Annotated in this window: 27 protein-coding genes and 1 other RNA gene; 10 read left to right on the top strand and 18 right to left on the bottom strand. The window is 34.9% G+C overall.

The window, feature by feature from the left end; genetic code table 11:
- The 4 genes from WBG21_RS07640 (at position 1) to WBG21_RS07625 (ending at position 4,820) form a co-directional block, all read left to right on the top strand.
- Positions 1 to 486: a SixA phosphatase family protein gene (locus tag WBG21_RS07640; RefSeq protein ID WP_340076490.1), complete on the top strand. Its 486-nt coding sequence runs from the start codon at positions 1 to 3 to the stop codon at positions 484 to 486.
- The gene (ppk1, locus tag WBG21_RS07635; RefSeq protein ID WP_340076488.1) at positions 486 to 2,594 is read left to right on the top strand and encodes a polyphosphate kinase 1; all 2,109 of its coding nucleotides are present in this window, start codon (positions 486 to 488) and stop codon (positions 2,592 to 2,594) included. The genes WBG21_RS07640 and ppk1 overlap by 1 nt, the downstream gene beginning before the upstream one ends.
- 12 nt (positions 2,595 to 2,606) lie before the next feature.
- Positions 2,607 to 3,524 (top strand): Ppx/GppA phosphatase family protein, encoded by a 918-nt coding sequence (locus tag WBG21_RS07630; protein WP_340076486.1) that lies wholly within the window; start codon positions 2,607 to 2,609, stop codon positions 3,522 to 3,524.
- A 129-nt stretch (positions 3,525 to 3,653) separates the two neighbouring features.
- The gene (locus WBG21_RS07625; RefSeq protein WP_340076484.1) at positions 3,654 to 4,820 is read left to right on the top strand and encodes a hypothetical protein; all 1,167 of its coding nucleotides are present in this window, start codon (positions 3,654 to 3,656) and stop codon (positions 4,818 to 4,820) included.
- Between the two features lie 68 nt (positions 4,821 to 4,888).
- Here the strand turns inward: WBG21_RS07625 and WBG21_RS07620 are convergent, their stop codons facing one another.
- The 6 genes from WBG21_RS07620 to WBG21_RS07595 form a co-directional block, all read right to left on the bottom strand.
- Positions 4,889 to 6,280, bottom strand: a complete 1,392-nt coding sequence (locus WBG21_RS07620; protein ID WP_340076482.1) for a M16 family metallopeptidase — start codon at positions 6,278 to 6,280, stop codon at positions 4,889 to 4,891.
- 5 nt (positions 6,281 to 6,285) lie between these two features.
- Positions 6,286 to 7,644 carry a M16 family metallopeptidase gene (locus WBG21_RS07615; protein ID WP_340076480.1) on the bottom strand — a complete coding sequence of 453 codons (1,359 nt, stop codon included), beginning with the start codon at positions 7,642 to 7,644 and terminating at the stop codon, positions 6,286 to 6,288.
- A gap of 90 nt (positions 7,645 to 7,734) precedes the next feature.
- Positions 7,735 to 8,316, bottom strand: a complete 582-nt coding sequence (locus tag WBG21_RS07610; protein ID WP_340076478.1) for a MiaE family protein — start codon at positions 8,314 to 8,316, stop codon at positions 7,735 to 7,737.
- Positions 8,317 to 8,343: 27 nt separating this feature from the next.
- A complete protein-coding gene (locus WBG21_RS07605; RefSeq protein WP_340076476.1) occupies positions 8,344 to 8,697 on the bottom strand; it encodes a DoxX family membrane protein in 354 nt (117 codons plus the stop codon).
- 30 nt (positions 8,698 to 8,727) lie between these two features.
- Positions 8,728 to 9,810: a 3-oxoacyl-ACP synthase III family protein gene (locus WBG21_RS07600; RefSeq protein ID WP_340076474.1), complete on the bottom strand. Its 1,083-nt coding sequence runs from the start codon at positions 9,808 to 9,810 to the stop codon at positions 8,728 to 8,730.
- Between the two features lie 85 nt (positions 9,811 to 9,895).
- On the bottom strand, positions 9,896 to 11,623 hold the full coding sequence (locus WBG21_RS07595) for a DNA polymerase III subunit gamma/tau (protein ID WP_340076472.1): 1,728 nt from the start codon (positions 11,621 to 11,623) through the stop codon (positions 9,896 to 9,898).
- 166 nt (positions 11,624 to 11,789) lie between these two features.
- Here WBG21_RS07595 and rnpB point away from each other — a divergent pair.
- An RNA gene (rnpB, locus tag WBG21_RS07590) (RNase P RNA component class A) lies at positions 11,790 to 12,096 on the top strand.
- Between the two features lie 75 nt (positions 12,097 to 12,171).
- On the opposite strand, the gene WBG21_RS07585 is transcribed toward rnpB, so the two are convergent.
- The 4 genes from WBG21_RS07585 to WBG21_RS07570 all read right to left on the bottom strand — a co-directional run bounded on the left by WBG21_RS07585 (position 12,172) and on the right by WBG21_RS07570 (position 14,824).
- Positions 12,172 to 12,681 (bottom strand): hypothetical protein, encoded by a 510-nt coding sequence (locus WBG21_RS07585; protein WP_340076470.1) that lies wholly within the window; start codon positions 12,679 to 12,681, stop codon positions 12,172 to 12,174.
- Positions 12,682 to 12,823: 142 nt separating this feature from the next.
- Positions 12,824 to 13,372, bottom strand: a complete 549-nt coding sequence (locus WBG21_RS07580) for an RsmD family RNA methyltransferase (protein ID WP_340076468.1) — start codon at positions 13,370 to 13,372, stop codon at positions 12,824 to 12,826.
- On the bottom strand, positions 13,372 to 14,196 hold the full coding sequence (locus WBG21_RS07575; protein ID WP_340076466.1) for a DUF3822 family protein: 825 nt from the start codon (positions 14,194 to 14,196) through the stop codon (positions 13,372 to 13,374). Before WBG21_RS07575 ends, WBG21_RS07580 begins: the two co-directional genes overlap by 1 nt.
- Complete coding sequence (locus WBG21_RS07570; protein ID WP_340076464.1) at positions 14,174 to 14,824, bottom strand: hypothetical protein; 651 nt, start codon at positions 14,822 to 14,824, stop codon at positions 14,174 to 14,176. Before WBG21_RS07570 ends, WBG21_RS07575 begins: the two co-directional genes overlap by 23 nt.
- Positions 14,825 to 14,937: 113 nt before the next feature.
- Here WBG21_RS07570 and WBG21_RS07565 point away from each other — a divergent pair, with 113 nt between their 5' ends.
- The 4 genes from WBG21_RS07565 (at position 14,938) to WBG21_RS07550 (ending at position 18,427) form a co-directional block, all read left to right on the top strand.
- Positions 14,938 to 16,359, top strand: coding sequence for an ATP-dependent DNA helicase (locus tag WBG21_RS07565; RefSeq protein WP_340076908.1), 1,422 nt, complete (start codon positions 14,938 to 14,940; stop codon positions 16,357 to 16,359).
- Between the two features lie 97 nt (positions 16,360 to 16,456).
- Complete coding sequence (kdsB, locus tag WBG21_RS07560) at positions 16,457 to 17,179, top strand: 3-deoxy-manno-octulosonate cytidylyltransferase (protein WP_340076905.1); 723 nt, start codon at positions 16,457 to 16,459, stop codon at positions 17,177 to 17,179.
- Positions 17,169 to 17,861 (top strand): HAD family hydrolase, encoded by a 693-nt coding sequence (locus WBG21_RS07555; RefSeq protein ID WP_340076461.1) that lies wholly within the window; start codon positions 17,169 to 17,171, stop codon positions 17,859 to 17,861. Before kdsB ends, WBG21_RS07555 begins: the two co-directional genes overlap by 11 nt.
- Positions 17,862 to 17,926: 65 nt before the next feature.
- Positions 17,927 to 18,427 carry a 1-acyl-sn-glycerol-3-phosphate acyltransferase gene (locus WBG21_RS07550; protein ID WP_340076459.1) on the top strand — a complete coding sequence of 167 codons (501 nt, stop codon included), beginning with the start codon at positions 17,927 to 17,929 and terminating at the stop codon, positions 18,425 to 18,427.
- On the opposite strand, the gene WBG21_RS07545 is transcribed toward WBG21_RS07550, so the two are convergent.
- From WBG21_RS07545 to WBG21_RS07510, 8 genes are all read right to left on the bottom strand, one after another.
- Complete coding sequence (locus WBG21_RS07545) at positions 18,424 to 19,059, bottom strand: hypothetical protein (RefSeq protein ID WP_340076457.1); 636 nt, start codon at positions 19,057 to 19,059, stop codon at positions 18,424 to 18,426. The two genes, WBG21_RS07550 and WBG21_RS07545, sit on opposite strands and share 4 nt — an antisense overlap.
- A 72-nt stretch (positions 19,060 to 19,131) precedes the next feature.
- Positions 19,132 to 19,563, bottom strand: a complete 432-nt coding sequence (locus WBG21_RS07540; protein ID WP_340076455.1) for a hypothetical protein — start codon at positions 19,561 to 19,563, stop codon at positions 19,132 to 19,134.
- A 134-nt stretch (positions 19,564 to 19,697) separates the two neighbouring features.
- A complete protein-coding gene (locus WBG21_RS07535) occupies positions 19,698 to 20,417 on the bottom strand; it encodes a YebC/PmpR family DNA-binding transcriptional regulator (RefSeq protein WP_340076452.1) in 720 nt (239 codons plus the stop codon).
- 66 nt (positions 20,418 to 20,483) lie between these two features.
- Entirely contained in the window at positions 20,484 to 21,302 is an 819-nt protein-coding gene (locus tag WBG21_RS07530; RefSeq protein ID WP_340076450.1) for a sugar nucleotide-binding protein, read from the bottom strand.
- 27 nt (positions 21,303 to 21,329) lie between these two features.
- Positions 21,330 to 22,406 carry a glycine cleavage system aminomethyltransferase GcvT gene (gene gcvT, locus WBG21_RS07525; RefSeq protein ID WP_340076449.1) on the bottom strand — a complete coding sequence of 359 codons (1,077 nt, stop codon included), beginning with the start codon at positions 22,404 to 22,406 and terminating at the stop codon, positions 21,330 to 21,332.
- A gap of 71 nt (positions 22,407 to 22,477) precedes the next feature.
- Entirely contained in the window at positions 22,478 to 22,678 is a 201-nt protein-coding gene (locus tag WBG21_RS07520; protein ID WP_340076447.1) for a helix-turn-helix transcriptional regulator, read from the bottom strand.
- Positions 22,678 to 23,118, bottom strand: a complete 441-nt coding sequence (locus WBG21_RS07515; protein ID WP_340076445.1) for a hypothetical protein — start codon at positions 23,116 to 23,118, stop codon at positions 22,678 to 22,680. The genes WBG21_RS07520 and WBG21_RS07515 overlap by 1 nt, the downstream gene beginning before the upstream one ends.
- Before the next feature lie 165 nt (positions 23,119 to 23,283).
- Entirely contained in the window at positions 23,284 to 23,475 is a 192-nt protein-coding gene (locus tag WBG21_RS07510; RefSeq protein ID WP_340076443.1) for a cold-shock protein, read from the bottom strand.
- A gap of 239 nt (positions 23,476 to 23,714) precedes the next feature.
- Between WBG21_RS07510 and WBG21_RS07505 the strand changes: the two genes are divergently transcribed.
- A complete protein-coding gene (locus WBG21_RS07505) occupies positions 23,715 to 25,244 on the top strand; it encodes a SulP family inorganic anion transporter (protein WP_340076441.1) in 1,530 nt (509 codons plus the stop codon).
- Positions 25,245 to 25,408: the final 164 nt, after the last annotated feature.

The following is a 25,408-nucleotide window of genomic DNA, read 5'->3' as shown; positions in this document are numbered from 1 at the left end:
ATGAAAAGACTTATCATAGTAAGACATGCCAAATCCTCATGGGAATATGAAGTAAATGATAAAGACCGGCCACTGATGGAACGTGGTATAAATGATGCCCATATAGTAGCATCAGCAATTAAAGAATATACACAAGGAGTAGATGTAGTTTTTTCGAGCCCAGCAAATCGTGCATTACATACGTGCATGATTTTTTTGAGAAACTTAGACATTCCATTTGCTAAACTTCAAATCGTTAAAAATTTGTATGACTTTAGTGGAAATAAGGTTATGTCGCTTCTAAAATCAATACCTGAAACATATCGCACAGTATTGATTTTTGGCCATAATGATGCACTTACTTTCATCGCAAATGAATTGGGACACCAGTATATTGACAATGTAAAAACAAGTGGAGTGGTAGTGGTAGATTTTAAAGAACAAGAATGGGTGAACATAACCAAAGGAAAAACTATTAAAACGATATTCCCAAAGAGCTTACGGTAATGGACGAAATTAAAAATCAATACATCAATAGGGAGATCAGCTGGTTGCATTTCAATGCCCGGGTGCTTCAAGAAGCTGCGGATGAAACAGTGCCACTGATAGAGCGATTACGTTTTATAGGGATTTTTTCCAATAACTTAGATGAGTTTTTTAAGGTGCGCTATGCCACAGTAAAACGAATTGCTTTAGCAGGGAAAAAAGGGAAAAGTGTTTTAGGAGGTGCCAACGCCAAGGATTTATTGGAAGATATCACGCAAATAGTTATTAAACAACAGGCAGAAAGCCTTACTATATTGAGTGCTATTGAAGAAAAACTTAGAGAGGAAAACATTTTTTTAATTGATGAAACAGAAGTAACACCATCTCAAAGTAGCTTTTTAAAAGAATATTTTACACAAAAAGTAAGCCCTGCATTGATGACAATTATCCTCAATGAATTGGCAGAATTCCCTCTTTTAAAAGACAGTGCAGCCTATTTAGCAGTTAAAATTGTCCTGAAAAACGGAGAGCGACCTTCCGGATTAAAAAGGATAATAAGCTCATCCACTCAAAAAAACAGTGCTTATGCTTTAATAGAAATCCCCCGGACCATAGACCGTTTTGTAGTATTGCCAAAGGAAGGAGATAAAAATTACATCATGATGCTAGATGACCTGATCAGATATTGTCTCCGCAATATATTCAGTGTCTTTAATTACGAATCACTTTCTGCACATATGATAAAAATAACGCGTGATGCAGAGCTAGATATCGATAATGATTTGAGTAAGAGCTTCATTGAAAAAATATCAACCAGTGTGCAGGGAAGGAAAATTAGTGAGCCTGTACGTTTTGTTTATGATAAGGAGATAGCCAAAGACACCTTAAAATTCTTAATGGATAAAATGGGAATTGATGATACGGATAGCGTAATTCCTGGTGGCCGCTATCATAATAGGCGCGATTATATGAAGTTTCCCAGCTTGGAAAGAAAAGATTTACTGTACAAACCATATGTGCCTTTACCCATTGCCGGGCTTAATTTACAAGGGAGTTTATTCGAAAAAATTACACAAAAGGACTATTTGCAGTTTGCACCGTACCATACCTTTTCGTACGTGGTGAAATTTCTAAGGGAAGCAGCATTAGACCCAAAAGTAAAAACGATCAAAATAACCGTATACCGTTTGGCAAAAATATCACATGTAGCCAACTCGCTCATCAATGCAGCTAAAAATGGAAAAAAAGTAACTGTACAAATTGAACTGCAAGCCCGGTTTGATGAAGAAGCAAATATCAAATATGCAGAACAATTACAGTCAGAAGGAGTGCAGCTTATTTTTGGGGTTCCCGGGCTGAAAGTTCATAGTAAAATATGCGTTATAGAGCGGAAGGAAAAAGAAAGAATAGTACGCTATGGTTTCATAAGTACAGGTAATTTTAATGAATCAACCGCTAAGGTTTATACGGACTATACATTATTTACAGCTAACCAAAAGATTTTAAAAGAAGTAAATAAAGTCTTTGATTTTTTTGAAATCAGTTATAAAATTAACCGGTATAAGCACTTAATTGTCTCTCCTCATTATACCAGAAAAGAATTCTCTAAGCTCATAGATAATGAAATAGCCAATGTAAGAGGAGGGAAAGAAGCTTATATGAAGTTAAAAATGAATAGCCTAACGAGTTATGATATGGTTGATAAACTATATGAAGCCAGTAAGGCAGGAGTGAAAATCCAGATGATAGTAAGAGGCACATGTTGTATGATCCCTGGGGTTGAGGGGATGAGCGAAAACATTGAAGCAATTAGCATTGTAGATAAATACTTAGAACACCCCCGATTGTATATTTTTGGTAATGGAGGGGACCCTAAGGTTTATATTTCGTCTGCAGACTGGATGACCCGGAACCTTGATTATAGGGTGGAGGTAAGTTGCCCTATTTATGATGATGATATTAAAAAAGAATTAATGGATACTTTTGAAATAGGCTGGAAAGACAATGTAAAAGCGAGGGTTTTTTCTGAACGTCAGGATAACGCCTATAGAAAGAACAATAATCCTAAAGTTCGCTCTCAGTTTGCTATGTACGATTACTATTTGAGCAGAAATAAGGAAGCTAATTAAAGATAACCGGTTTTGAAAATACGAAAATTTGCTGCGATTGATATAGGTTCTAATGCCATAAGGTTGTTAATCAACAATGTTATTGAAGAACAAGGAAAACCTACGCAGTTTCGTAAAAGTTCATTAGTAAGGGTTCCTGTACGCTTAGGCCAAGATTCTTTTACAGTAGGAGAAATCTCGAAACCCAACATAGAGCGCATGATCGACACTATGAAAGCGTTCAAGCTATTAATGAAAGTACACGGAATTGAGAAACACATGGCATGTGCTACCTCTGCAATGCGAGAAGCCAATAACGGACAGGAAGTAGCAGATTTGGTTTTAAACAAATCGGAGATAAAGATCGAGATCATAGACGGTAAAAAAGAGGCCGCTATTATAGCGTCGACTGATTTAAATCAATTGATAGAAAAAGAAAAAGCGTATTTGTATGTAGATGTCGGTGGCGGTAGCACAGAGTTTACTGTTTTTTCAAATGGTAAAATAGCCTCATCAAGATCGTTCAAAATAGGAACGGTACGTTTACTCAATGAAATGATAAGTGATGTTGTATGGAAAGAAATCGAAAAATGGATTAAACATCATACAGGAAAGTTTAAAGATATTTCTTTGATTGGTTCCGGAGGAAATATTAACAAGCTTTTTAAAATGTCCGGCAGAAAAATAGGCGAACCCCTATCGTATATCTGGTTGAATGCACAATATCAGTTCCTCAAAGAGATGAGCTATGAAGACCGTATTTCTGAACTCGGTTTAAACCCTGACAGGGCTGATGTAATTATTCCAGCTACCCGTATTTATTTAATGGCAACAAAATGGAGCGGGGCAAAAAAAATACATGTTCCCAAGATAGGGTTATCGGACGGAATGATAAAACTTCTTTACTTTGAAGAAGCTAAAAAGTATAGCGATCAATTACTTGCAAGGTAGCAGATAATATTCTATAAGTGTAACTATACTATACGGAACAAAGACAAATACTCCCTTTTGTCGTTGAAATTCTTAGAGTCAATGGTTTAGTCATAATTTTATAGTACCTATCCAATAAATATAAATAATATGAAAAAACTAAACACATTGTTTGTATTAGTTGTATTGATGTTACTTTCATGTGACGTCGAACAAGCTGATACAATTTCAGATGCCCCTGTTGATAATGTTCTGGCTAAGACTAGCTCAGAAGAAATGTATGTAATTGATTTTGAAGAATTCAATACAGGAGACATTGTCTCAACCGTGGTATCACCGGGTTGTTCAGGAAGGATTTCAGTTTTTGGAACCAATCCTAATTTCCCGGGACAAAATGTGGCCATGGTTTTTGATTCTGAAAATCCTACAGGGGAAGATTATGATTTAGGGACTCCTAATTCGCTTTTTGGAGGCCCCGGTATTTCAGCTGATGGTGATCAACCATCTAATGACATTTTTTTGGGTAAAGTATTGATTTTATCAGAAGATTTGAATAGTTCAGATCCTGACGACAGCTTTGTAGATGGTTCTAAGTATGACATTGATTTCAGTAATGTAGGTACCGGAGTGGTTACGTTGCATTCTTTTGATATGCTCGACTTAGATCCCCCTTCATTAAGTCCTACAGTAGTTAATCTATATGATGCAAGTGATGCTTTAATTTTCACCAAAGAGATTATTCCCGGAGAAGACAATTCTAAACAATTGGTAGATTTGGAGTCGACTCCTGACGTTGCAAGAATGGAATTATTGTTAAACAATTCCGGTGCAATAGACAATCTTAAATTTTCGTGTGAAGAAGAAGAAACAGAATTTAAATGTGAAACGATGTTTGCAAAAGGGAATGATAATGCAATGTGTTTTATTGAAGATGGTTTTAATCGTTGGGGATGGACCAATGGCCCTCTTTCCGGAGGCGAATATTCCTTCGACTTATATGCAGGCGCAGGACAGTGTGATATTTCCAAAGGAACATTAGTGGGTACGGTGACAGTAGCTTATGATGAAAATACAGGAGAAGCAGAAGTCACGTATACACTTGATGCTGGTTATACAATGCGTGAAACTCATTTATATGTAGGGAATGATCCATATCCTAAAAAAAGGAATAAATACACGGTGGCCCCCGGGCAATTCCCATATAAGCATGATCTAGAAGATGCTACTTCAGATTCTTATACTGTTACAGGATTATCCGGAGAAATATATGTAATTGCCCACGGAGTGGTATGTGGTGAAATGCAAGTAGACGATTAAGAATAAAAATAATTTGATAAAAAAAGGGGAATTTAATTCCCCTTTTTTATTGCTACTCGTGTAAATTTTTAATCTTTTATAGGGATTGACTTTTCTTTAAGTTGTTTTTCAACCTTTTCTTTATCTCCTACTATAACCAAATTCATATTCTCAGGGTTGATATATTTTTTAGTCATGTTTTGAATGTCCTCAGGAGTTAATTTCATAATATTGTTAACCCTATTTTTCAAATAAGAATCATCCATATCATGGATATCTATAAAGACGAGTTGATTAATGATACCCCCCGGACTTGAGTTTCGCAATACAAAAAGCCCTGACTCATAGTTTTGGATTCCTGCCAATTCCTCTTTAGAAGGAGGTTCATTTTGGAGGCGGATAATCTCATTTTTTATTTCCTCTAATGAAGCTGCGGTATGTTCCGTGGTAACATCGGCAACCTCCATCCATATTCCAGATTTATATTTGTTATCTAGCCTACTACTTGGTGAATAGGTATATCCTTTATCTTCCCTAATATTACTGGTTATTCTTGACCCGAAAGAGCCACCAAGAAGTGAATTGGTAACATCCAATGCAATATAGTCCGAATTAGATACATCCGCTACCGGTAATCCATAATAGATTGTAGATTGCGGTGCATTAGGACGATCGGTTATCTGAATTGTAAGGTTATCAAAAGTAGCAGGTGTAGCGATAGGATATGTGTCTTCAGGTCCTTCTTTCCATGTGTTAAAAGCATTCTTTATGGTGTTTATCACTTTGTCTCTATCAAATTTCCCTGCGACATAAACAGTAGTTCTTTTTGCACCAAATTGATTGTCGTAAAAAGAGTTTACTTGCTCAACCGTATAGCTGTCAATCATTTCTTGTGTAGGATATATTCTGCCATAAGCATGATCGGGATATAATCCTTTGTAAAAACTGGCAGAGGCTTGGGCACGTGGACGGGTGAGCGCTACAGATAAGTTTCTTTTTAAGTTTCCTTTTAATCGGTCTAATTCACTTTCCGGAAAAGAAGGAGCCGTTAGTACTTTAGCCATCAAATTAATGGCATCAGGAGCAAACTCATATAAGACGGCACTAGAAATATTAGCGGTATGTTGATTTACAAACACATTGAGGTCACCACCCATACGGGCCATTTTATCAGCCAATTGTTTTGCATTGAATTCTGAAGTTCCCTCTTGCATCATAGAACCAACAAGATCGCTTAACCAGATTTCATTTTCAGTCTCATGGATATTACCTGTCTTAACAACCATTCGTATAGTAGCTTTGGGGATAGCTCCGTAGGGAGCTAATACAATTTTTAATCCATTATCGAGGGTGATTTCTTCTCTGTCGGGAAGCGCAAAATCTTTAGGTTCTCCTCCTTTTGGAGGAAGTTCTTTTTCTTGTGCAGAAACTAAAGGAATTGCAAGAAACAATAAGAAATATATAATAAATAACTTTTTCATTGGACTTAGTTTTTAGTATTTAACGGTTTAAGTGTCAAAATCGTTCTGTTAGTAGGTCTCAAATATTCTTCTATGGTTTTATTGATCAATTCCGGGGTAACCTTTTTAAATTCATCTTCCAAGTAATTGATTCTGGATGGGTCATCATCAAACAGCGCGAAACTACATAGTAAATCTGCTCTTCCTAATCCTGATAATGCATCGTATAACTGAGAACGGCCTTTTACCAATGCATCAGCTAACATTTCTTCTGAAATGCCTTTACGGAGCTCATTTAGTACTTCATCCACAGAGGAAACAATAGCATCCCGGTCTTCTTCATTATCGTATGTGAGGTTGAACATCCATAACATTGGGCCTTTGTAGTTGAACATGTTCCCTAGGTAATTTATCCCTCCTGAAACATTAGATGTAAATCCTTTTTCATTTTCCAGTTTTTGAACAAGCAGGCCATTATCACCTTGTACTAAAATTTGATCTAGAAGCCCCATTGCATAGTATTCAGCAGTGTTTCGTTCTGGCATATGATAAGCAATAGCAATAGCAGGTTTATTTGCTAATGAATCAACTTTTACAAATGTTTTTTCTTCAATTTGTTTAGGCTCAGAGATATCTGGTTTTTCTGGTAATTCGGAGGATGGGATATTTCCAAAATACTTTTCAATCCACCCTTTTATCTCATCCTTATCAAAATCACCAACAACGGCTATGGCAGCATTGTTTGGTGCGTAATAGGTTTTGAAAAAACTAGCAACATCATCTAGGTTAGCAGCATCTAGATCTTTGAGGTCACCATAAAAATTGTGGGCATTGTGCCAATTGGTGTTTGCATATTGTGGCATATCCAACCATGGAAACCCACCATAAGGCTGATTGAGTACATTTACCTTCACCTCATTTTTAACAACACCTTGTTGATTGGTAAGATTTTCCTGTGTAATGTTCAAGCCTCTCATCCTGTCTGCTTCTGCCCAGAGCATGGTTTCTACTTTGTGAGAAGGGATAATTTCAAAATAATTGGTAAAATCGAATCGAGTAGAGCCGTTTAGTACGCCACCATTACTTTGAACTAATTTTATAAATTCCATTTTTCCTAAGTTTTGAGAACCTTGGAACATCATATGTTCAAATAAGTGGGCAAAACCGGTCCGGTCTTTTGGTTCAATCCTGAAACCAATATTATAATAAACTGCAACAACTGCAGTAGGAGCTGTTTTGTCCTCGGATAATATTACTTTAAGGCCATTGTCGAGTTTATAATAATCAACCGGTACAGAAAATGCGCTATCATCTTTTCCCTTTTTATTACAGGCAATAAAGATTGATGCAATAACAAAGGCAAGTAAAAAAGTCTTTAATTTCATTATGAATTGATTTTTATGGTTTCTTCAAAAATAAGACAAGATTTTTGGTAATACTATAAATAAATCGTTAAAAAACAAGGCATATAACGATTATCCATGCATTGTTTCCTTTTTTCCAAGGCTTTTCATTATTTCAGCTTCGTATTCCAGTAAACTTCGCCATTTTTCATCTACTTCTTTTCGTATGCCATATTTTCGGGCAAATTTTAAAAACATGGTATAATGATTGGCTTCACTGGCCATAAGGCTTTTGTAAAAATGAGCAAGTTCATCATCATTAATGTTTTCTGAAAGTAACCGAAACCGTTCACAGCTTCGCGCTTCAATAAGTGCAGCATATAGTAACCGGTGTATCAAATGCGTTTCTCTACTACCTCCTTTTGGAAAAAATTTCATAAGCTCAATTACATATTCATCTTTTCGTTCTCTTCCCAAAGTCCATCCCCTTGCTAGAATTTTGTCATGAACCATTTTAAAATGACTGATTTCTTCTTTTACTAGAGCGGTCATTGCTTCAACAAGTTTGCTTTTCTCAGGAAAAGATACAATTAAGGAAATAGCGGTACTAGCTGCTTTTTGTTCACAATAGGCATGATCCGTTAAAATTTCTTGTATGTTTTTTTCTACGATGTTTACCCAACGAGGGTCAGTAGGCAATTTTAATCCAAGCATCAAATTTTAATTTAGATAATTATTACTTCATGCAAAACCAATATAAATTAACTCTGTTAATATGGCTAAGTTTTTTGAAAAATTCATAACCTCAAGCATGCGTTGCTGACGATCTTTTTCCAGCCAAAAACTGTGGATAGTAAATGTAGCTATGATTAGGAATACAGATAATGAGATGATGGCTATTTTTTGTGTAAAGTGCCAATTCAATAGGATACCTCCAATTATAAGGAGAACACCACCAAGTCTGACCGATAATTTTGGAGAAAAAAGCCCACGCTTATGGGCATATTCTTCCAATATCTTTTTATTACAAAAATGATTAATCCCATTTAACACAAAAAATATGCTTAGTAAAACAATTAAGACAATTTTTATCATAAACAAAAAATAAGATTTCTAGTACATGCTTTATGCTTTATAAGTGACAACATTGATATTCATCCCCGCCCCTACAGAAGCAAAAACAATAATATCATCCTTATTGATTGTATGTGCATCGAGTTTATTATTTAAAATTAAGTCTAAAAGTGTAGGGACGGTGGCTACAGATGAGTTTCCTAACCATGAGATGGTCATAGGCATTATATCGTTAGGTATATCAACAATACCATAAAGTTCATAAAACCGCTTTAAAATAGCATCGTCCATTTTTCCATTGGCTTGATGAACGAGTAATTTTTTTATATCCTCGGCAGGTATATTGCTTTTTTCTACACACTCCTTTATAGTTTGTGGAACTGTTTCTAGCGCATATTGGTATAACCTCCGCCCGTTCATTTTTAGAAATAAATCATCACTTATTCTAGGGTCATCTTTATAGGAGTTTCCCATAACAAGCATTTTCGAATATAAGAACGTATCAGACCTTGTTTTATGGGCAAGTATACCAACTGGTTCAGTACTTTCTTTAGCTTCTAATATCGTAGCACCGGCTCCGTCGGCATAAATCATGCTGTCCCTATCGTATGGGTCACACACTCTAGATAATACCTCTGCCCCAATGACCATAACTTTTTTAGCATCACCAGACTTTATAAAATAATCAGCCTGAATGATACCTTGTATCCATCCTGGACATCCAAAAGGAAGGTCATAAGCTATTGTATTGGGATTTTTGATTTTAAGTTGATATTTCACACGTGCTGCCAGAGTTGGAAGCATATCAGATCGGTTACTGCCATGTTTTACATCACCAAAATTGTGGGCTACAATAATATAATCAAGAGTCTCTCTATCAATGTCTGCGGATTTGATAGCTTTCTCTGCTGCAAGATATGCAATATTAGAAGTTACAAGATCGTCCGTCACATACCTGCGTTCGGCAATAGTAGTAATTTCTAAAAATTTATCGATAATTTCTTTATTGCTTTTTTGTATTTTTTTTCCGGTAGAATCATAAAAATGATGGTTTAAGAAGTCTTCATTTTTAACAATTTTCGAAGGGATATAACTTCCTGATCCCGTAATGATACTATAGATCGTTTTTTTCATAGCTTGTTGCTGTTTTTTCAGGTTACTCTAAGCTTCAAATAACAGCATATCAGAAGTTAAAGCTTCGCGTAAAGCGAATGGGTTTTTAAATATCTAAATTAAAATCGTTTCTAAGTTTGTCGATAAGAGGATTAATTTCTTTTAATTTATCATATTTTTCTTGGGGAGTAAATGCATACTTTTGTTCAGTAGTTTCATTCACATCAATTTGAAGTTTGATAGTATAATTATTGAGCTTTTTTTTAAGATAATCTAATAGCAAGTGTTGTTCCCTTTCAATTTCTTTTTTCATAGTATCATTAGGAAGTTCTATCCAAATGATTTTGTCATTTTTTAATTTTGGGGTATCTGCAGCAAGGTTAGAGGCCATGATTTTTTTACCTTCTTTTTCTAATATTTTGGTATATGTTTCCCATGTTTTTTGCATCTTTTCTTCAGAGAAATGTTCTGAAGGAAGTTTTTCAGTTTTTAGGGCATCATGTTTATTTCTCTCATGTTCTTTTTTAGCCTTTATGCTGGATAAAGATAACCCAGAAATCTTTTGAGACGGTTTTCTTATTTTCAGCTTTGTATAGACAGGTTGAGCAATTTCGGCAACAGCCACAGGTTTTTCTTCTGTTGTTGTATATGGTATTGAAATGACTTCTTCAGAAAGAGAATCTGTAGGTTTTTTTATAATTTGTGTTTTTTGGACAGTATCATTTTGATGGAAATGTTGTGGAGGGATTATGAAATGCCCATCATTTTTTTTTTCACTATCAAAATTGATAGAGGCAAGCTGCATAAGGCAAAGCTCCACGAGCAACCGTTGATTTTTACTGGTTTTGAACTTTAAATCACATTCATTTGCCAATTCAATGGCTTTCATTAGAAATTCGAGAGATGTTTTCTTAGATTGTTCTAGATATTTTTTTTTAGCATCTTCTCCAACTTCTAAAAGCGGAATGGTGCTTTCATTTTTGCAAACCATGAGATCTCTGAAGTGGGAAGCCAATCCGGTTATAAAATGATGTCCTTCAAAACCTCTGGCAAGAATATCATTAAACTTTGTGAGTAACTGTGGAATATTACGTGTTAAGATAAGATCGGTAATAGCAAAATAGCTATCATAATCCAATACATTTAAATTTTCTGTTACAGCGTGTCTTGTAAGTTTCTTTCCTGTAAAACTCACCACGCGGTCAAAGATAGAGAGCGCATCGCGCATAGCACCATCTGCTTTTTGTGCTATAATGTGCAGTGCATCATCTTCAGCTTCAATCCCTTGGCTATCAGCAATACGTCTTAGATATTCTTTAGTATCTGTTACTGTTATTCGTTTAAAATCAAATATTTGGCACCGGGATAAGATAGTAGGGATTATTTTATGTTTTTCAGTAGTCGCTAAAATAAATATAGCATGTTTTGGGGGCTCTTCCAATGTTTTCAAAAAGGCGTTAAATGCTGCCTGTGAAAGCATATGGACTTCATCAATAATATATACTTTGTATTTCCCTGCTTGCGGGGGTATGCGTACTTGGTCTATGAGGTTTCTGATATCATCGACAGAATTATTGGATGCAGCATCTAATTCAAAAATATTAAAAGCAAAATCTTCATCAGGGCGCTCAGTTCCGTCTTGATTTATTTTTTTAGCTAAAATTCGTGCACATGTTGTTTTCCCAACCCCTCTTGGTCCACAAAAAAGAAGTGCTTGAGCTAGGTGATTGTTTTCGATGGCATTGATCAGTGTATTGGTAATAGCTTGTTGCCCTATAACATCTTTAAATGTTTGAGGACGGTACTTACGGGCTGATACAATGAAATGTTCCATCAAAAAAACAGGATTATTCACAAAGATAAAAATTGCAATCAGATTATTCGATTCTAACGTTGTATTTTAGAATGAGTTATCAACAAATAAGGTACATAAAAAAATTATTTTGATAGATGCCGAAATGGCATATGTCTTTTTTTGGTATAAAAAATGTAGCTTTGCATTAGCATGCTGCCTTATCGCGAAATAGTGATTTCGAGGAAAGTCCGGACACCGTAGAGCAACATAGCGGGTAACGCCCGTCCGCTGAAAAGTGAGGACTAGTGCAACAGAAAGAATGTACAGGTAATGCTGTAGTGAAATCAGGTAAACTCTATGTGGTGCAACGCCATGTAAACCAACATTATTAGGGCAGCTCGCCCAACGTTGGAGGGTAGGCGGTTAGAGGTATTGGGCAACTAATATCCCAGATAGATGATAAGGGGCTTTAATTTAAGTTACAGAATCCGGCTTATAAGCATGCTTTTTATTATTCATTTAAAGCATCTTACCTAAGATTTTAAACTTAGGATAAGATGCTTTTGTTTTGGTTGGTTATCAGATTTTTATTCTTCTTGTGCTTCTATTGCTTCTTCTTTTGAGGCTTCTTTTACAGCCATATATATAGGCATGTTATCCCAATAGCCATATTCCTCGATTATTTTATTATCTTTTATTTTTGAGGTGATATGTATGGGCACTTCAACTACTTTTTCACTTCCTGCTATAGTGCCTTGCCAATTTCCCCACATATTGACCCAGCGATCCCCATCATCTTCTACAACCATTTCATAGAAAATAGAATCTTTCATGACGTAATTTGATAGCATTTGGATATCTTCTTTAAGCTGTTCAATAGAAATATCTACATTTACAGCTGAAGTACTGTTATGATATATTTTGGCAGTATCTATATATGTGCTTTTTAATCCCTCCCAATCCCCGGAAAGGTAGTAACCTACATTTGATTTAATAAGGTCAATTTCAGGAGCTTCTGTGAAATACTGCTTGGGAGCAGGCTTTTGGCAGGCTATTAATAGCATAGCTGTTAAACAGACAATAATGACTTTTTTCATAATTTATTGGTTTAATTAGTTGTTTGAATTACATAAACACAATAGGAGAAATTGGTTCAGGTTTTTTTCAAATTGGGAGATAACTAAATTAATGAAAATAAAGAAAATATCCTAAAAATCCCTATGCTCTTTTATACTATATTTATGCTGATAGCTTAAAAAAACTAAAAACACTGCTCCCATATTTTCGGGTATGGCTATAATAATATAGATGTGATAGGTCAGTTTGTTTAGCATGTTCTATAATTAGAAGTCCCTCGGGATGAAGCAATTTATTTTCAAAAACTAGTTGAGGGATCAAAGCAAAAGCTTCTTCTGTCATAGCATATGGAGGATCGGCAAAGATAATATCGGCTTTCATGGAGAGATGCTTCAAAAACATAAAAACATCATTTTTCAGTGTTTTTATTGGCATCACAAGGGAATTGGCAGTTTTTTCAATATATTTTATGCATTGGGTGTTTTTATCTACAGCCAAAATATCTTTGCATCCGCGAGAGGCAAATTCATAACTAATATTTCCGGTGCCGGCAAACAAATCAACTACGGTAATTTCTTCAAAAGAATAATAATTGTTTAAGATATTGAATAATGACTCTTTTGCATAATCAGTAGTGGGTCGCACCTGAGCAGCAGCTTTTTTAGGAACTGTTATACGCTTGCCTTTATATTTGCCAGAGATAATACGCATTAAAAAGCATTTTGTAAGATGAAATCAGAAAAAAGGTTGTTTGGAGAACTATTTTCCGAATAGTTATGAAAGGCATCATTTTCTATGGTAATATGCCTAATATATTTATAGGCCATTTGATAATTTGCATCATGTTCTGCGATTACTCCTAAAAAACGTAAATGAAACTCCTCTGGATCTAATTTCAACTGCTCTGCTGTAAATAAAATATAATATATAAAATCTTCTTTTGTTTGGTAGTGGAATGTGTTATAAAACACTAATTTTTTATTTTGGATGACAATGACTTCAAAATGGGTTTGCTCTACATGGATATACATGATAGGCTTTTCATCAAGAAGCGTATTTTTTATAAGTGTATCAATCAAAATACTAGAGGAGTGCTGGTATTCAAAGGGGCCTAACTGGTCAAGTAAAAAATTATTCACATTTACATAAGGAACATATACATTAATAATTTCCCCATTTGCAATAGTATCATAAGCAATGAAGTCATTTTTAAGTATTTTGATATTGTACTTTAAGTAATCAGAAAGTTTATTTTCATCAAATAAGTTTTTTGGAACTACTGATGAGAGATCATTGCTATGCAATACTTTTATTTTTTTTAAACTTTTAAAATCTGGGGCATTATCAAATAAAGGAATAATTTCATTTAATAATTTATTAGGGTTGTCAATGTTTCTAAACCTATAATACTGTAATTCTTCGGTGGATTTTTTGATCGGGTTTAAAACACAAAAAGAAAGCCCACTCAAGCTTACCTGAATGGACAGTTCTTTCTCTTTTGGATTGGATATATTACTTATTTTCTCTAGCGTCATATATGTCGGGCCAGTTTCCACTGGTGCTAACTTCTGATAATGAACCTACAATGATTTCAGGACCATTAACTTCATCAATTGATATCATCTCATTTTCTTGTGCAACTAAATATCTAGGTTGGTCATGAAGAATAACACTCTTAGCCACTTTTGCTTCAAAAACAGCTGCTTTGTAGCCGCTTTTTTCAATAATATCGGCTTTTAAGGCAAATTTTTCATTATTTTTTGCATAAGGGACATTCATCATAGTTTTATATCGGTCAGAACCTTTAAATAATGAATCTTTTACTTTAACAAAGCCTAAAGTGTCAATAATAACAACTTCTTTTAGCATGTCGATCCGATAGACAGGGTCATACTCGAGATAGGAAGAATCTCTCTGTTGTGTGATTACAAAATCAGCAGTATCTATAAATGAGATAAGCTTATCAAAAGTCCCCACAAATTTTCCTGTTATAGAACGATGTGCTTCCTGGGAGTCCCGAATGTCTTTTAATTTTGCAATAACGGCAGAATACCGTTCTTTTTTTACTTTTTCAAACTGAATAGGCTGGTTAATAGATTGGTATATCTTGTAGACAAAGAAAATACATAATAACCAAAGAACAATTTGTATAGCTGCTTTCATTTTACTATTTAGTGTTATATTAAAAAGGGTTTACGCAAATCTACAATTTTTTTTTATTCATGAAAGTTTTTGCCTTAAAAAACATCATTAACTTTGAAAAGGAAAAAAGCTTCATGGATACATCTTCTTTTTATAAATTGCTAAAGGAAAAATTTCCCCATACACCTACTTTAAAGCAAGATATTGTATTACAACAACTTTCCGATTTTATTTTTGAAGCAAACCATAACCAACTATTTCTCTTAAAAGGGTATGCTGGTACAGGCAAAACAACCATTGTAAGCACATTGGTTACTAATTTATGGCGGGCTACACTACGATTTGTACTATTAGCTCCCACCGGAAGGGCAGCAAAAGTAATCACTAGCTATTCAGGGCAAGGCGCACTTACGATACATAAAAGTATTTACTTTCCAAGAAAACAAAAAAGTGGAGGAGTTAGTTTTGTACTACAACCTAATAAACACAGGAAAACACTCTTTATTGTAGATGAAGCTTCTATGATATCTGATATGCAAGGTGACTCTAAACTATTTGAGAACGGGTCACTGTTAGATGATTTAATTTATTATGTCTATTCAGGGCATAACTGCAAGCTTATTTTGATTGGGGATACTGCACAATTACCACCGGTAAACCTGTCCATAAGCCCGGCATTGAATGCCGGTACGCTTTCACTGAATTATAACAAGGAGGTTGTTCAAATGGAACTTGATGAGGTAGTTCGCCAAGAACAAGACTCAGGAATATTATTAAACGCTACTAATTTAAGAGAACAGATAGAACAAAAAATCACACAAAGTTTTCAATTCCAACTAAATGGTTTTACGGATATTATTAGGCTTGTTGACGGACACGAAATACAAGAGGCCATTGACACAGCTTATAGGGAAAATGGAAAAGAAGAAACGGTTATTATTGTTCGTTCAAACAAGCGTGCAAACCAATATAACCAACAAATAAGAAGCCGTATATTGTTTCTTGAAAATGAACTGGCCGTAGGCGATTATATGATGGTAGTCAAGAACAATTATTTTTGGCTAAAAGCAACATCAGAAGCCGGTTTTATAGCTAATGGGGATATTATCGAGATTCTGGAAATTTTTGCCATCAAAGAGTTGTATGGATTTAAATTTGCAGAAGTAAAAATCCGAATGGTGGATTACCCCAACCAAAAGCCTTTTGAAACGGTTCTGTTATTAGATACCATCCACTCAGAAACCCCGGCACTTTCATATGAAGAATCTAACAAGCTCTATCAAGAAGTTATGAAAGATTATGCAGAAGAAACATCGAAGTACCGAAAGTTTTTAAAAGTGAAGAACAACAAACACTTTAATGCGCTTCAAGTAAAATTTTCTTATACCATTACCTGTCATAAATCACAAGGAGGGCAATGGGAAACCGTTTTTATTGAGCAGCCCTATCTGCCTAACGGCATAGATGTTGATTATTTGCGGTGGCTTTATACAGCAATTACACGTGCCAAAAACCAGCTGTACCTTATAGGTTTTAAAGATGATTTTTTCATATGATCGTTATTAAAAGTAGGCTTAGGAAAATAAAAATCCATTTAGAACACTTATTTTTGAAAGTTATTTAAACAAAAAGCAGCAAGTGAAAACCATAGCAATGATCCCTGCCCGTTATGAGGCCTCTCGTTTTCCCGGAAAACTTATGCAAAACCTGGGGGGAAAGCCTGTTATTCTTCGAACATATGAAGCTGCTGAAAGTACAACCCTCTTTGATGCAGTCTATGTAGTTACTGATAGTGCTGTCATTTTTGAAGAAATAACTAGAAATGGTGGAAAAGCTATTATGAGCACAAAAGAGCATGACTGTGGTAGCGACCGTATAGCAGAAGCCGCAGAGAAATTAGCGGTAGATATTATAGTAAATGTACAAGGAGATGAACCGTTTATTGATACAGAAAGCCTTGCCAGATTATTAAAAGTTTTTAATAATGATTCCAATCAAGAGATAGACTTGGCTTCGCTAATGACACCTATGACAGATTGGGAAGAAATTAAGAACCCAAACATAGTGAAAGTAATTGTTGATCAACGGAACTTTGCTATGTATTTTTCACGTTCTCCAATTCCATATCCCAGAGATAAGGAAACAGCAGTACGCTACTTTAAGCACAAAGGGATTTATGCTTTCAGGAAGCAGGCATTGATTGATTTCCCGAAAATGACCATGCACCCTCTGGAGGCTACAGAAAAGATAGAAGCCATACGTTATTTAGAGCATGGAAAAAAAATAAAGATGGTAGAAACCCCCATCTCCGGAATAGGGATAGATACCCCTGAAGATTTGAAAAATGCTCAAAAATATTTTCAAAATGAACTATAATGCAATTAAAGTAATAGGTTTTGATGCGGATGATACTTTATGGGTAAATGAAACCTATTTTAGAGAAACTGAGCATAAGTTTGCACAACTACTATCTGCATATGAAACAGAAAATAAAATAGATCAGGAACTATTCAAAATGGAAATGCAAAACCTGGGAGTGTATGGTTATGGTATTAAAGGTTTTATGCTTTCCATGATAGAATCGGCCATTGACCTTTCCAACGGAAAGATTCAGACAGAGGTTATTTCAGAGATTATCAATTTAGGAAAAGAAATGATCTCTATGCCGGTAGAACTTTTGGATGGTGTTGAAGAAGTGTTACAAATACTCAGTAAAAAATACCGTTTGATATTGCTCACGAAAGGAGACTTGCTAGACCAGGAAAGAAAATTGGAAAAGTCAGGGTTGTCCGAATATTTCCATCATATTGAAGTGTTAAGCGACAAAAAAGAAGCAAACTACCAAAATTTGCTAGAACACCTTGAAATAGAAGTATCGGAATTCTTGATGATCGGAAATTCCCTAAAATCAGATATTTTACCTTTGGTAAATATTGGCGCAAAGGCTATTCATGTGCCTTTTCATACTACTTGGACTCATGAAGAGGTAGATGAGGATGATGACAATGGGGGTTATCGTACGGTAGATACCCTTAAACAAATTTTGGAATTTGTTTAAAACATAATTCACCAAATAAAACAATAATGCTTAGGAAAATAATAGGTTTTATTTTTTACAAAATAATGAAATGGAAATTAACAGGGGATTTTCCTAACCTTAAAAAATGTGTAATAATTGTAGTACCCCATACCAGCTGGCACGATTTTTATCTAGGCCTTTATGTTAGGAGTTTAATCGGGCTAAAAATAAACTATGTTGCAAAAAAAGAACTTTTTAAACCACCTTTTGGGTGGTATTTCAAATGGACAGGAGGGGCGCCTATCGATCGTACTTCCGGGCAGAATAAAGTGCAGGCAATAGCAGCATTATTTAAAGACCGGGATCAGTTTAGGTTGGCGATGGCTCCTGAGGGAACAAGAAAAAAAGTCACGGAATGGAAAACAGGTTTTTATTACATAGCAAAAGAAGCTGAAGCCCCCATTGTAATGGTGGCTTTTGATTATGGTAAAAAAGAGGTAAAAATATCCGAACCTTTTTATCCGACAGCTAATAAAGAGGCTGATTTTGATTCGATGAGAGCATTTTATAAAGGAGTAACAGGAAAAATCCCTGCTTACACTTAATAATTGATATTAGATATTAATTTTTGGTTCTCCAGTTCCTGAATAATGGCTTTTACATAATCTTTTACAGTTTTGTCCACATTAGCAGGGTCAGTAATAGCAAAATTTCCAACCCATACCGGTTCACGAGAGTCATTTTTAATATCGTATAAAGCACTTTCTACCCGATATACGTTGTATTCTTTATAATAGGAGGGGTTATAATAGATGTCTTGATATAAAAAATAATAACGTCCGAAGCGTGTTCCTCGATACTGTACGCCAAGTGATTCAGGGGTATAGCTAGTTTTCTTTTCAACACCTTTCACTACAGTTGTTAAAACAGCATCATATCCTTTTTTTCTTAATTCTTCCACAGCATTTTTAATTTCTTCTTCTGATTTTTGACTGTGTGAGAAATGAGGTCCAAATTCGATGAGACTTTCTTCTGCAATACTGTTTCGTTCAAGAAATTCTTTTTTTAGCGAGGACTCAAACTTTTGCCTTGCAGATAAGTTTTGCGTCATGCCCACCACTAATGTTTTTTTTGGAGAAAAACTTGGTTTATTTTCATTTTTCCAACTGCTAATCAAACTTGTTGAAGAACAGCCCATCAACCCAGCCGCTATAACAATGCTAATTATTTTTCTCATTATATTTTCTTTATGTGTTGTGTTTATAAAATTAATCAAAAGAAAAGGATGAAAAAATGATAAATATTAGATTTAGAACTTTTTCTCTATTAATTTTTCCTCTGGTTCTTTCTTTTTCTCATTTCCGGGAAACACAAGCGAAGTGCTGGAGTAAGTGTACCCAAAGGTATAATTGGCATAATATACCTGGGAAATAGCATCTTCTATTTGGGCTTCTGAAAGCTCTTTTAGTGGATGTACAAATATAGACCACATGATTTCATCTGAGATTGCATATTTTACATCTAATGCGGTGTGATAATTGGCCACGAGGGCATTAAGAAGCATATCTTCACTTAGTTTGCTACGTTCTGCAATGGGAGAGATGATACGCATGCGGTTTGCATTCTCATCAGTGATACAGATGAGAATACGGTCTTTATATGAAAACTGCCATGCATTTCCATTCACTTGTACACTGTCCGCTATACGGTATATAATTTCTCCAATTTTATCAGTATTCATATTTTGTGCATAGCTATAAAAGGAAGTAACTATGAATAGAAAAAAAAAGTAGTTTCTCATGGTCATATTTTAATATTAGTCGCACTTATTGATGCAATCCTGACATGGGGTTAAGAGATAAAATTAATTGATCATTATTCGGAAGCTTCTTGCATGGTATGATATACGTTTTGCACATCATCATCCTCTTCTATCATTTCCAGTAATTTTTCCACATCTGCCATTTGTTCCGAGATTAATTTTTTAGTCATTTGAGGGATACGTTCAAAACCGGAAGAAAGGATTTCAATGTTTCTGTTTTCCAGCTCTTTTTGAATGATTCCGTAACTATTAAAAGGCGCATAGAGTAAGATACCATCGTCATCTACAAAAACTTCTTCCACACCAAAATCAATAAATTCGAGCTCTAATTTTTCTACATCAATTCCTTCTGGATTGATTCGAAAATTACAAGTGTGGTCAAACATAAATTCTACAGATCCACTCGTTCCTAAGTTACCATCACATTTATTAAAATAGCTACGGATATTTGCTACTGTTCGGTTATTGTTATCAGTAGCTGTTTCTACCAAAACAGCAATGCCATGAGGGGCATATCCTTCAAAAAGGACTTCTTTGTAATCTTCAGTATTTTTATCAGAAGCTTTTTTTATGGCTCGTTCTATATTGTCTTTTGGCATGTTAACAGCTTTGGCATTCTGAATAACAGCTCTTAAGCGTGCATTAGATTCAGGGTGTGGGCCACCTTCTCGTACGGCCATTACAATATCTTTCCCTATACGTGTAAATGCTTTGGACATGGCAGCCCAACGTTTCATTTTTCGTGCTTTTCTAAATTCAAAAGCTCTTCCCATAGAAATGTGTTTTTAGAGTGTAAATTTAACGAAATTGCTGTTTTATAAAAATAAAAGAATAACTGGTTAATCCGAATAAAGTTCTGTGCTCTCGTTAATAACTTCCTGGCAGGTAATACGAAGGTTTTTAGGGAGTAGATTATCTTTTGGAAGAACTGCTAAAAAACGATCAAAATTAGAGGTATATACATTTTTGAACAGCGGTTCTTTGTGTTTTAGCTTTTTGGCAAGTTCGCGTATAAATTCATCATGATGTATAAGATCATAGCTGCCTAGGTGATATATCCCTTTTTTCTTTCGGTTGATAATATAATGAATTTGTTGCGCTAGTTTATTAGCAGTAGTAGTGTTCATAACCAAATTAGGAAAGATTTCATAAGGTTCTTTTTGGTCCAGGTGTTTTTTAAGTTCTTTTATCCTGGGAGAGGCATGTCCAAAAACCATAGGTAACCTTGCAACGATATATTGCGATTCAGGAAGTTTTAATAAAATATTTTCTATTTTAATTTTCAGTCGGCCATAAATACTTTCAGAGAGCGTTTTGTCATATTCATAGGAAGGATAATTAGTAAAGGCATCAAATACGTTTGCTGACGATAGAAAAATAATTTTGCATCTAGACGATGAAGCATATACGGCAAGCTCTTCATGTAGTGCGATTTGTGCTTCAAAATTTCCCCGTACACAAGAAATAATGTGTGTAGGGCGTATGGATTTTATCAATGACTCAATTCCTTCTTTTTCAAAATCGAAGGGATAAAAGTGCCCATTTTCAGCGTAAGATTTATTTGTGAAATACGTTCCGTAGGTATCAAAATAAGAGCAAAACTCTTTATATAAAGTATTCCCTATAAATCCGCTTGCTCCCAGAATCAGTATCCGCATTAAAAGTTGACTTTTAATTAAAATTACTTAGTCTTTCTTTTTATAAAAAGGAAGCTTTACGATTTTCGCAGGTACTGCATTTTTTCGTATCTGGATATATATAGTAGTTTCCGGAGAAGCCATTTCTGAAGGAACGTACCCTAACCCAATGCCTTTTCCAAGTGTGGGGGACATGGTTCCACTGGTAACATTTCCAATACGATTACCATTGTTGTCTACAATGTTATAGCCCTGTCTTGGGATGCCCCGTTCTTGAAGTTCGAAACCAATTAATTTTCTGGATACGCCTTCTTCTTTCTGCTTTTTAAGGGCTTTACTGTTGGTAAATTCTTTGTTGAATTTGGTAATCCATCCTAATCCGGCTTCAATAGGAGAGGTAGTATCGTCTATGTCATTTCCATAGAGGCAATAACCCATTTCGAGCCGTAAGGTATCGCGGGCAGCCAATCCTATGGGTTTTACCTTTAATTCCATTAACCGATCCCATATTTGTTCTACATGTTCGTTGTGACAATAGATTTCAAAGCCACCACTTCCGGTATAACCGGTTGCTGATATAATAACATGCTCAATACCGGCAAAATCGCCCACGACAAAATGATAATATTTTATAGCTTCTAAATTGATTGAAGTGAGTTGTTGAATGACTTTTAATGTTTTTGGCCCCTGAATAGCAAGTAATGAAAAATTATCAGAGATATTGACCAAATTAGCCCCTACAGTATTAAGTTTATTGATCCATTCCCAGTCTTTATCAATGTTGGAAGCATTTACTACAAGCAAATACTCATCTTCTTTCAGCCTATAAACAATTAGATCATCTACAATCCCTCCTGAGTCATTTGGCATGCAACTGTATTGTGCTTGCCCATCTATCAATTTAGATGCATCATTACTACATATTTTTTGAATAAGTGCTAATGCATGATCACCTTTGACCAAAAATTCACCCATATGACTTACATCAAAAACTCCTATATTATCACGTACAGCTTCATGTTCAACAGTTACACCATCATATTGAACAGGCATATTATATCCTGCAAAAGAAACCATTTTTGCCCCCAAGGCAATATGTGTTTTGGTAAGGACCGTATTTTTCATAGATTTCATTTCAAAATTGGCGCAAAGTTATTGAAAAATAGCTTGAACTGACAGGATATAGAGCGGTTAATTTAATCGCTTTCTTCCAATTGAAACAACTCATTGACAGTTTTTCCAAACACTTTTGCCATTTTTAATGCTAGTACGGTAGAGGGTACATATCGGTTGGCTTCAATAGAGTTAATGGTTTGTCTTGAAACACCGATCTTATTAGCCAATTCTTCTTGTGTAATAGCTAAGATAGCCCGTTCTATTCTTATCTTATTCTGCATTATCGGGTAGCTTTTAGCACATAAAAGAACAATAATTGAACGATCAACATAAACCATAGGATGACAAAACCGTCTAATTCGGTGAAAGCAGCTTTTTCGGGTTTGATCACAAACGCTACTACATAGGTAATATAAGGCTGTATTAATGCATAGATGACCCCCATAACAAAGGCTAATGAATAAGAGTGTGCACGTAACTTTATTGTTAACTCATCTTCAATTTTGTCTCTCGAAACAGAAAGGAATAGTAAAGAAACCAATAATGCTTTCTTGGTTATATCCTTTGCTATTTCTATTTCACCAGGGATTAGTTTTAATGCAATGAGTACAATAATAGCGGTTATCAATAAGCCCCAACCTATTTTCTTGTATACATTAGGTAGAAGTTTAAGTTTTTGAATTCGTTTGCGCTCACATTCTAGCAGTTGTTTTTTATTCATAATTAATTATATTAAAAGTTAAATATATTTTACAATATGACAAATATACTTTACATTTTTTAATTAAACAATTAATTGTATTATTTTTTAATAAGCTTTAACTACTATAGAAAAAGGCCTGTCATATATGACAGGCCTTTTTTATAAAAAATTAAAGCGTATATATTAAATTACTTTGACATTTACTGCGTTCAATCCTTTATTACCTTGTTGTAATTCAAATTCTACAACGTCATCTTCCTGAATATTATCAATTAAACCGGAATGATGAACAAAATGTTCTTTCTTTGATCCTTCTTCCGTAATAAAACCAAAACCTTTTGATTCGTTGAAAAATTTTACTGTTCCTTTTATCATTATAAATAAGTTAATAAATTAGTATAATCTGCAAATATAATGTTATATAATTAAATAAAGTTATTTTTTTTGTTTTATTTAATTGTTTTTCAAAAGACTACATTATTTATCCTAATGATATACACGCTTTATATGTTCATGATGGTTTTATCTATATTTAATAAAAGATATTTATGATCTTGAAAATGTTACTTTTGTTGGCTTAAAAATAAAATCAGGAACGACACATTTTGAATTGAATGAAAAAATATTTTAATCTTTTCGATTTATCCCAGAAAGTTAATTATAAAACAGAAGTTCTATCGGGGTTAACAGTTGCTTTGGCACTTATACCGGAAGCAGTTGCTTTTGCCTTAATAGCAGGCCTTTCGCCATTAACTGGACTGTATGCGGCATTTGTAATGGGTTTTGTGACGGCTGTATTTGGAGGGCGTCCCGGAATGATTTCAGGGGCTACGGGAGCTGTTGCCGTAGTTATTGCCGCTTTAGCAAAGTCACATGGGGTAGAATATGTTTTTGCTACAGTTGTTTTGGCAGGGGTTATTCAGGTGATAGCCGGGGTATTAAAATTAGGAAAATTAATGCGTTTAGTGCCTCACCCTGTTATTTTTGGATTTGTCAATGGGCTGGCTATTATAATTTTTATGTCACAATTAGATCAATTTAAAGATGCCTCAGGTCAATGGTTGACGGGAACACCTTTGCATACATTATTAATTTTGGTACTCATTACCATGCTCATTATTTGGGGATTACCTAAAATTAGTAAAGCTATCCCTGCATCATTGGTAGCCATATTGGTCGTTTTTGGAGTAGTTATTTTATTGGGTATCGATACCAAAACAGTGGGGGATATGGCTTCCATTCAAGGGGGGTTCCCTCCATTTCATATGCCCGATGTTCCACTGAATATAGAAACATTCAGTATTATTTTACCCTATGCCGGTATTGTGGCGGGTGTTGGTTTGATAGAGAGTCTATTGACATTGAATATTATTGATGAAATTACAGAAACAAGAGGTAGGGGCAATAAGGAAGCGGTAGCGCAAGGGACAGCTAATATACTTTCCGGAGTCTTTTCAGGTATGGGCGGATGTGCCATGATTGGGCAGAGTTTGATTAATATTTCTTCCGGAGCAAGAGCTAGGCTATCAGGTATTGTAGCAGCTGTAATGCTATTGGTGTTTATTATGTTTGGAGCTAACCTGATAGAGAAGTTGCCTATGGCAGCACTGACCGGATTGATGATTATGGTGGCCATAGGGACTTTTGAATGGGCTAGTTTGCGTACATTTAGAAGAATGCCAAAATCTGATATTTTTGTAATGGTACTAGTTACTTTGGTAACAGCAGTACTTCATAACTTGGCTTTGGCAGTAGTTATTGGAGTTATTATTGCAGCGTTGGTTTTTGCGTGGGATAATGCCAAACGGATTCGGGCTCGGAAATATGTAGATGGGAACGGCGTAAAGCATTATGAAATATATGGGCCTTTATTTTTTGGATCTGTCACTGTATTTAATGAAAAGTTTGATATATTAAACGATCCCGATGAAATAATTATTGACTTTGCTGAAAGTCGTGTCGTAGATATGTCGGCTATAGAAGCACTCAACAAAATTACAGAACGGTATCAAAAAGTAGGAAAGAAAGTGCATTTGAAACATCTAAGCAAAGATTGCAGAAAACTACTCAAAAATGCAGAAGAGATAATAGATGTCAATGTTCTTGAAGATCCAACGTATAAAGTAGTGGTGGATAAAATATAACAAATAAGACCTCCTTTTTACATTTTATACATAACAATCATCTTTTTTGTAAGTTATTTTTAATATAAATATTAAAAGTTAATGGTTCATCATTAATAAAATCCCCAATATTAAAAAAATAAATACAAACTCTAAAGACATAGCATTTTTATACTTGCTTGTCG

The organism is Leptobacterium meishanense, from assembly GCF_037645805.1.
GTDB lineage: Bacteria > Bacteroidota > Bacteroidia > Flavobacteriales > Flavobacteriaceae > Leptobacterium_A > Leptobacterium_A meishanense.
Note: the sequence above shows the minus strand (reverse complement) of the source record. Positions and strands in the feature narration are given on the sequence as shown.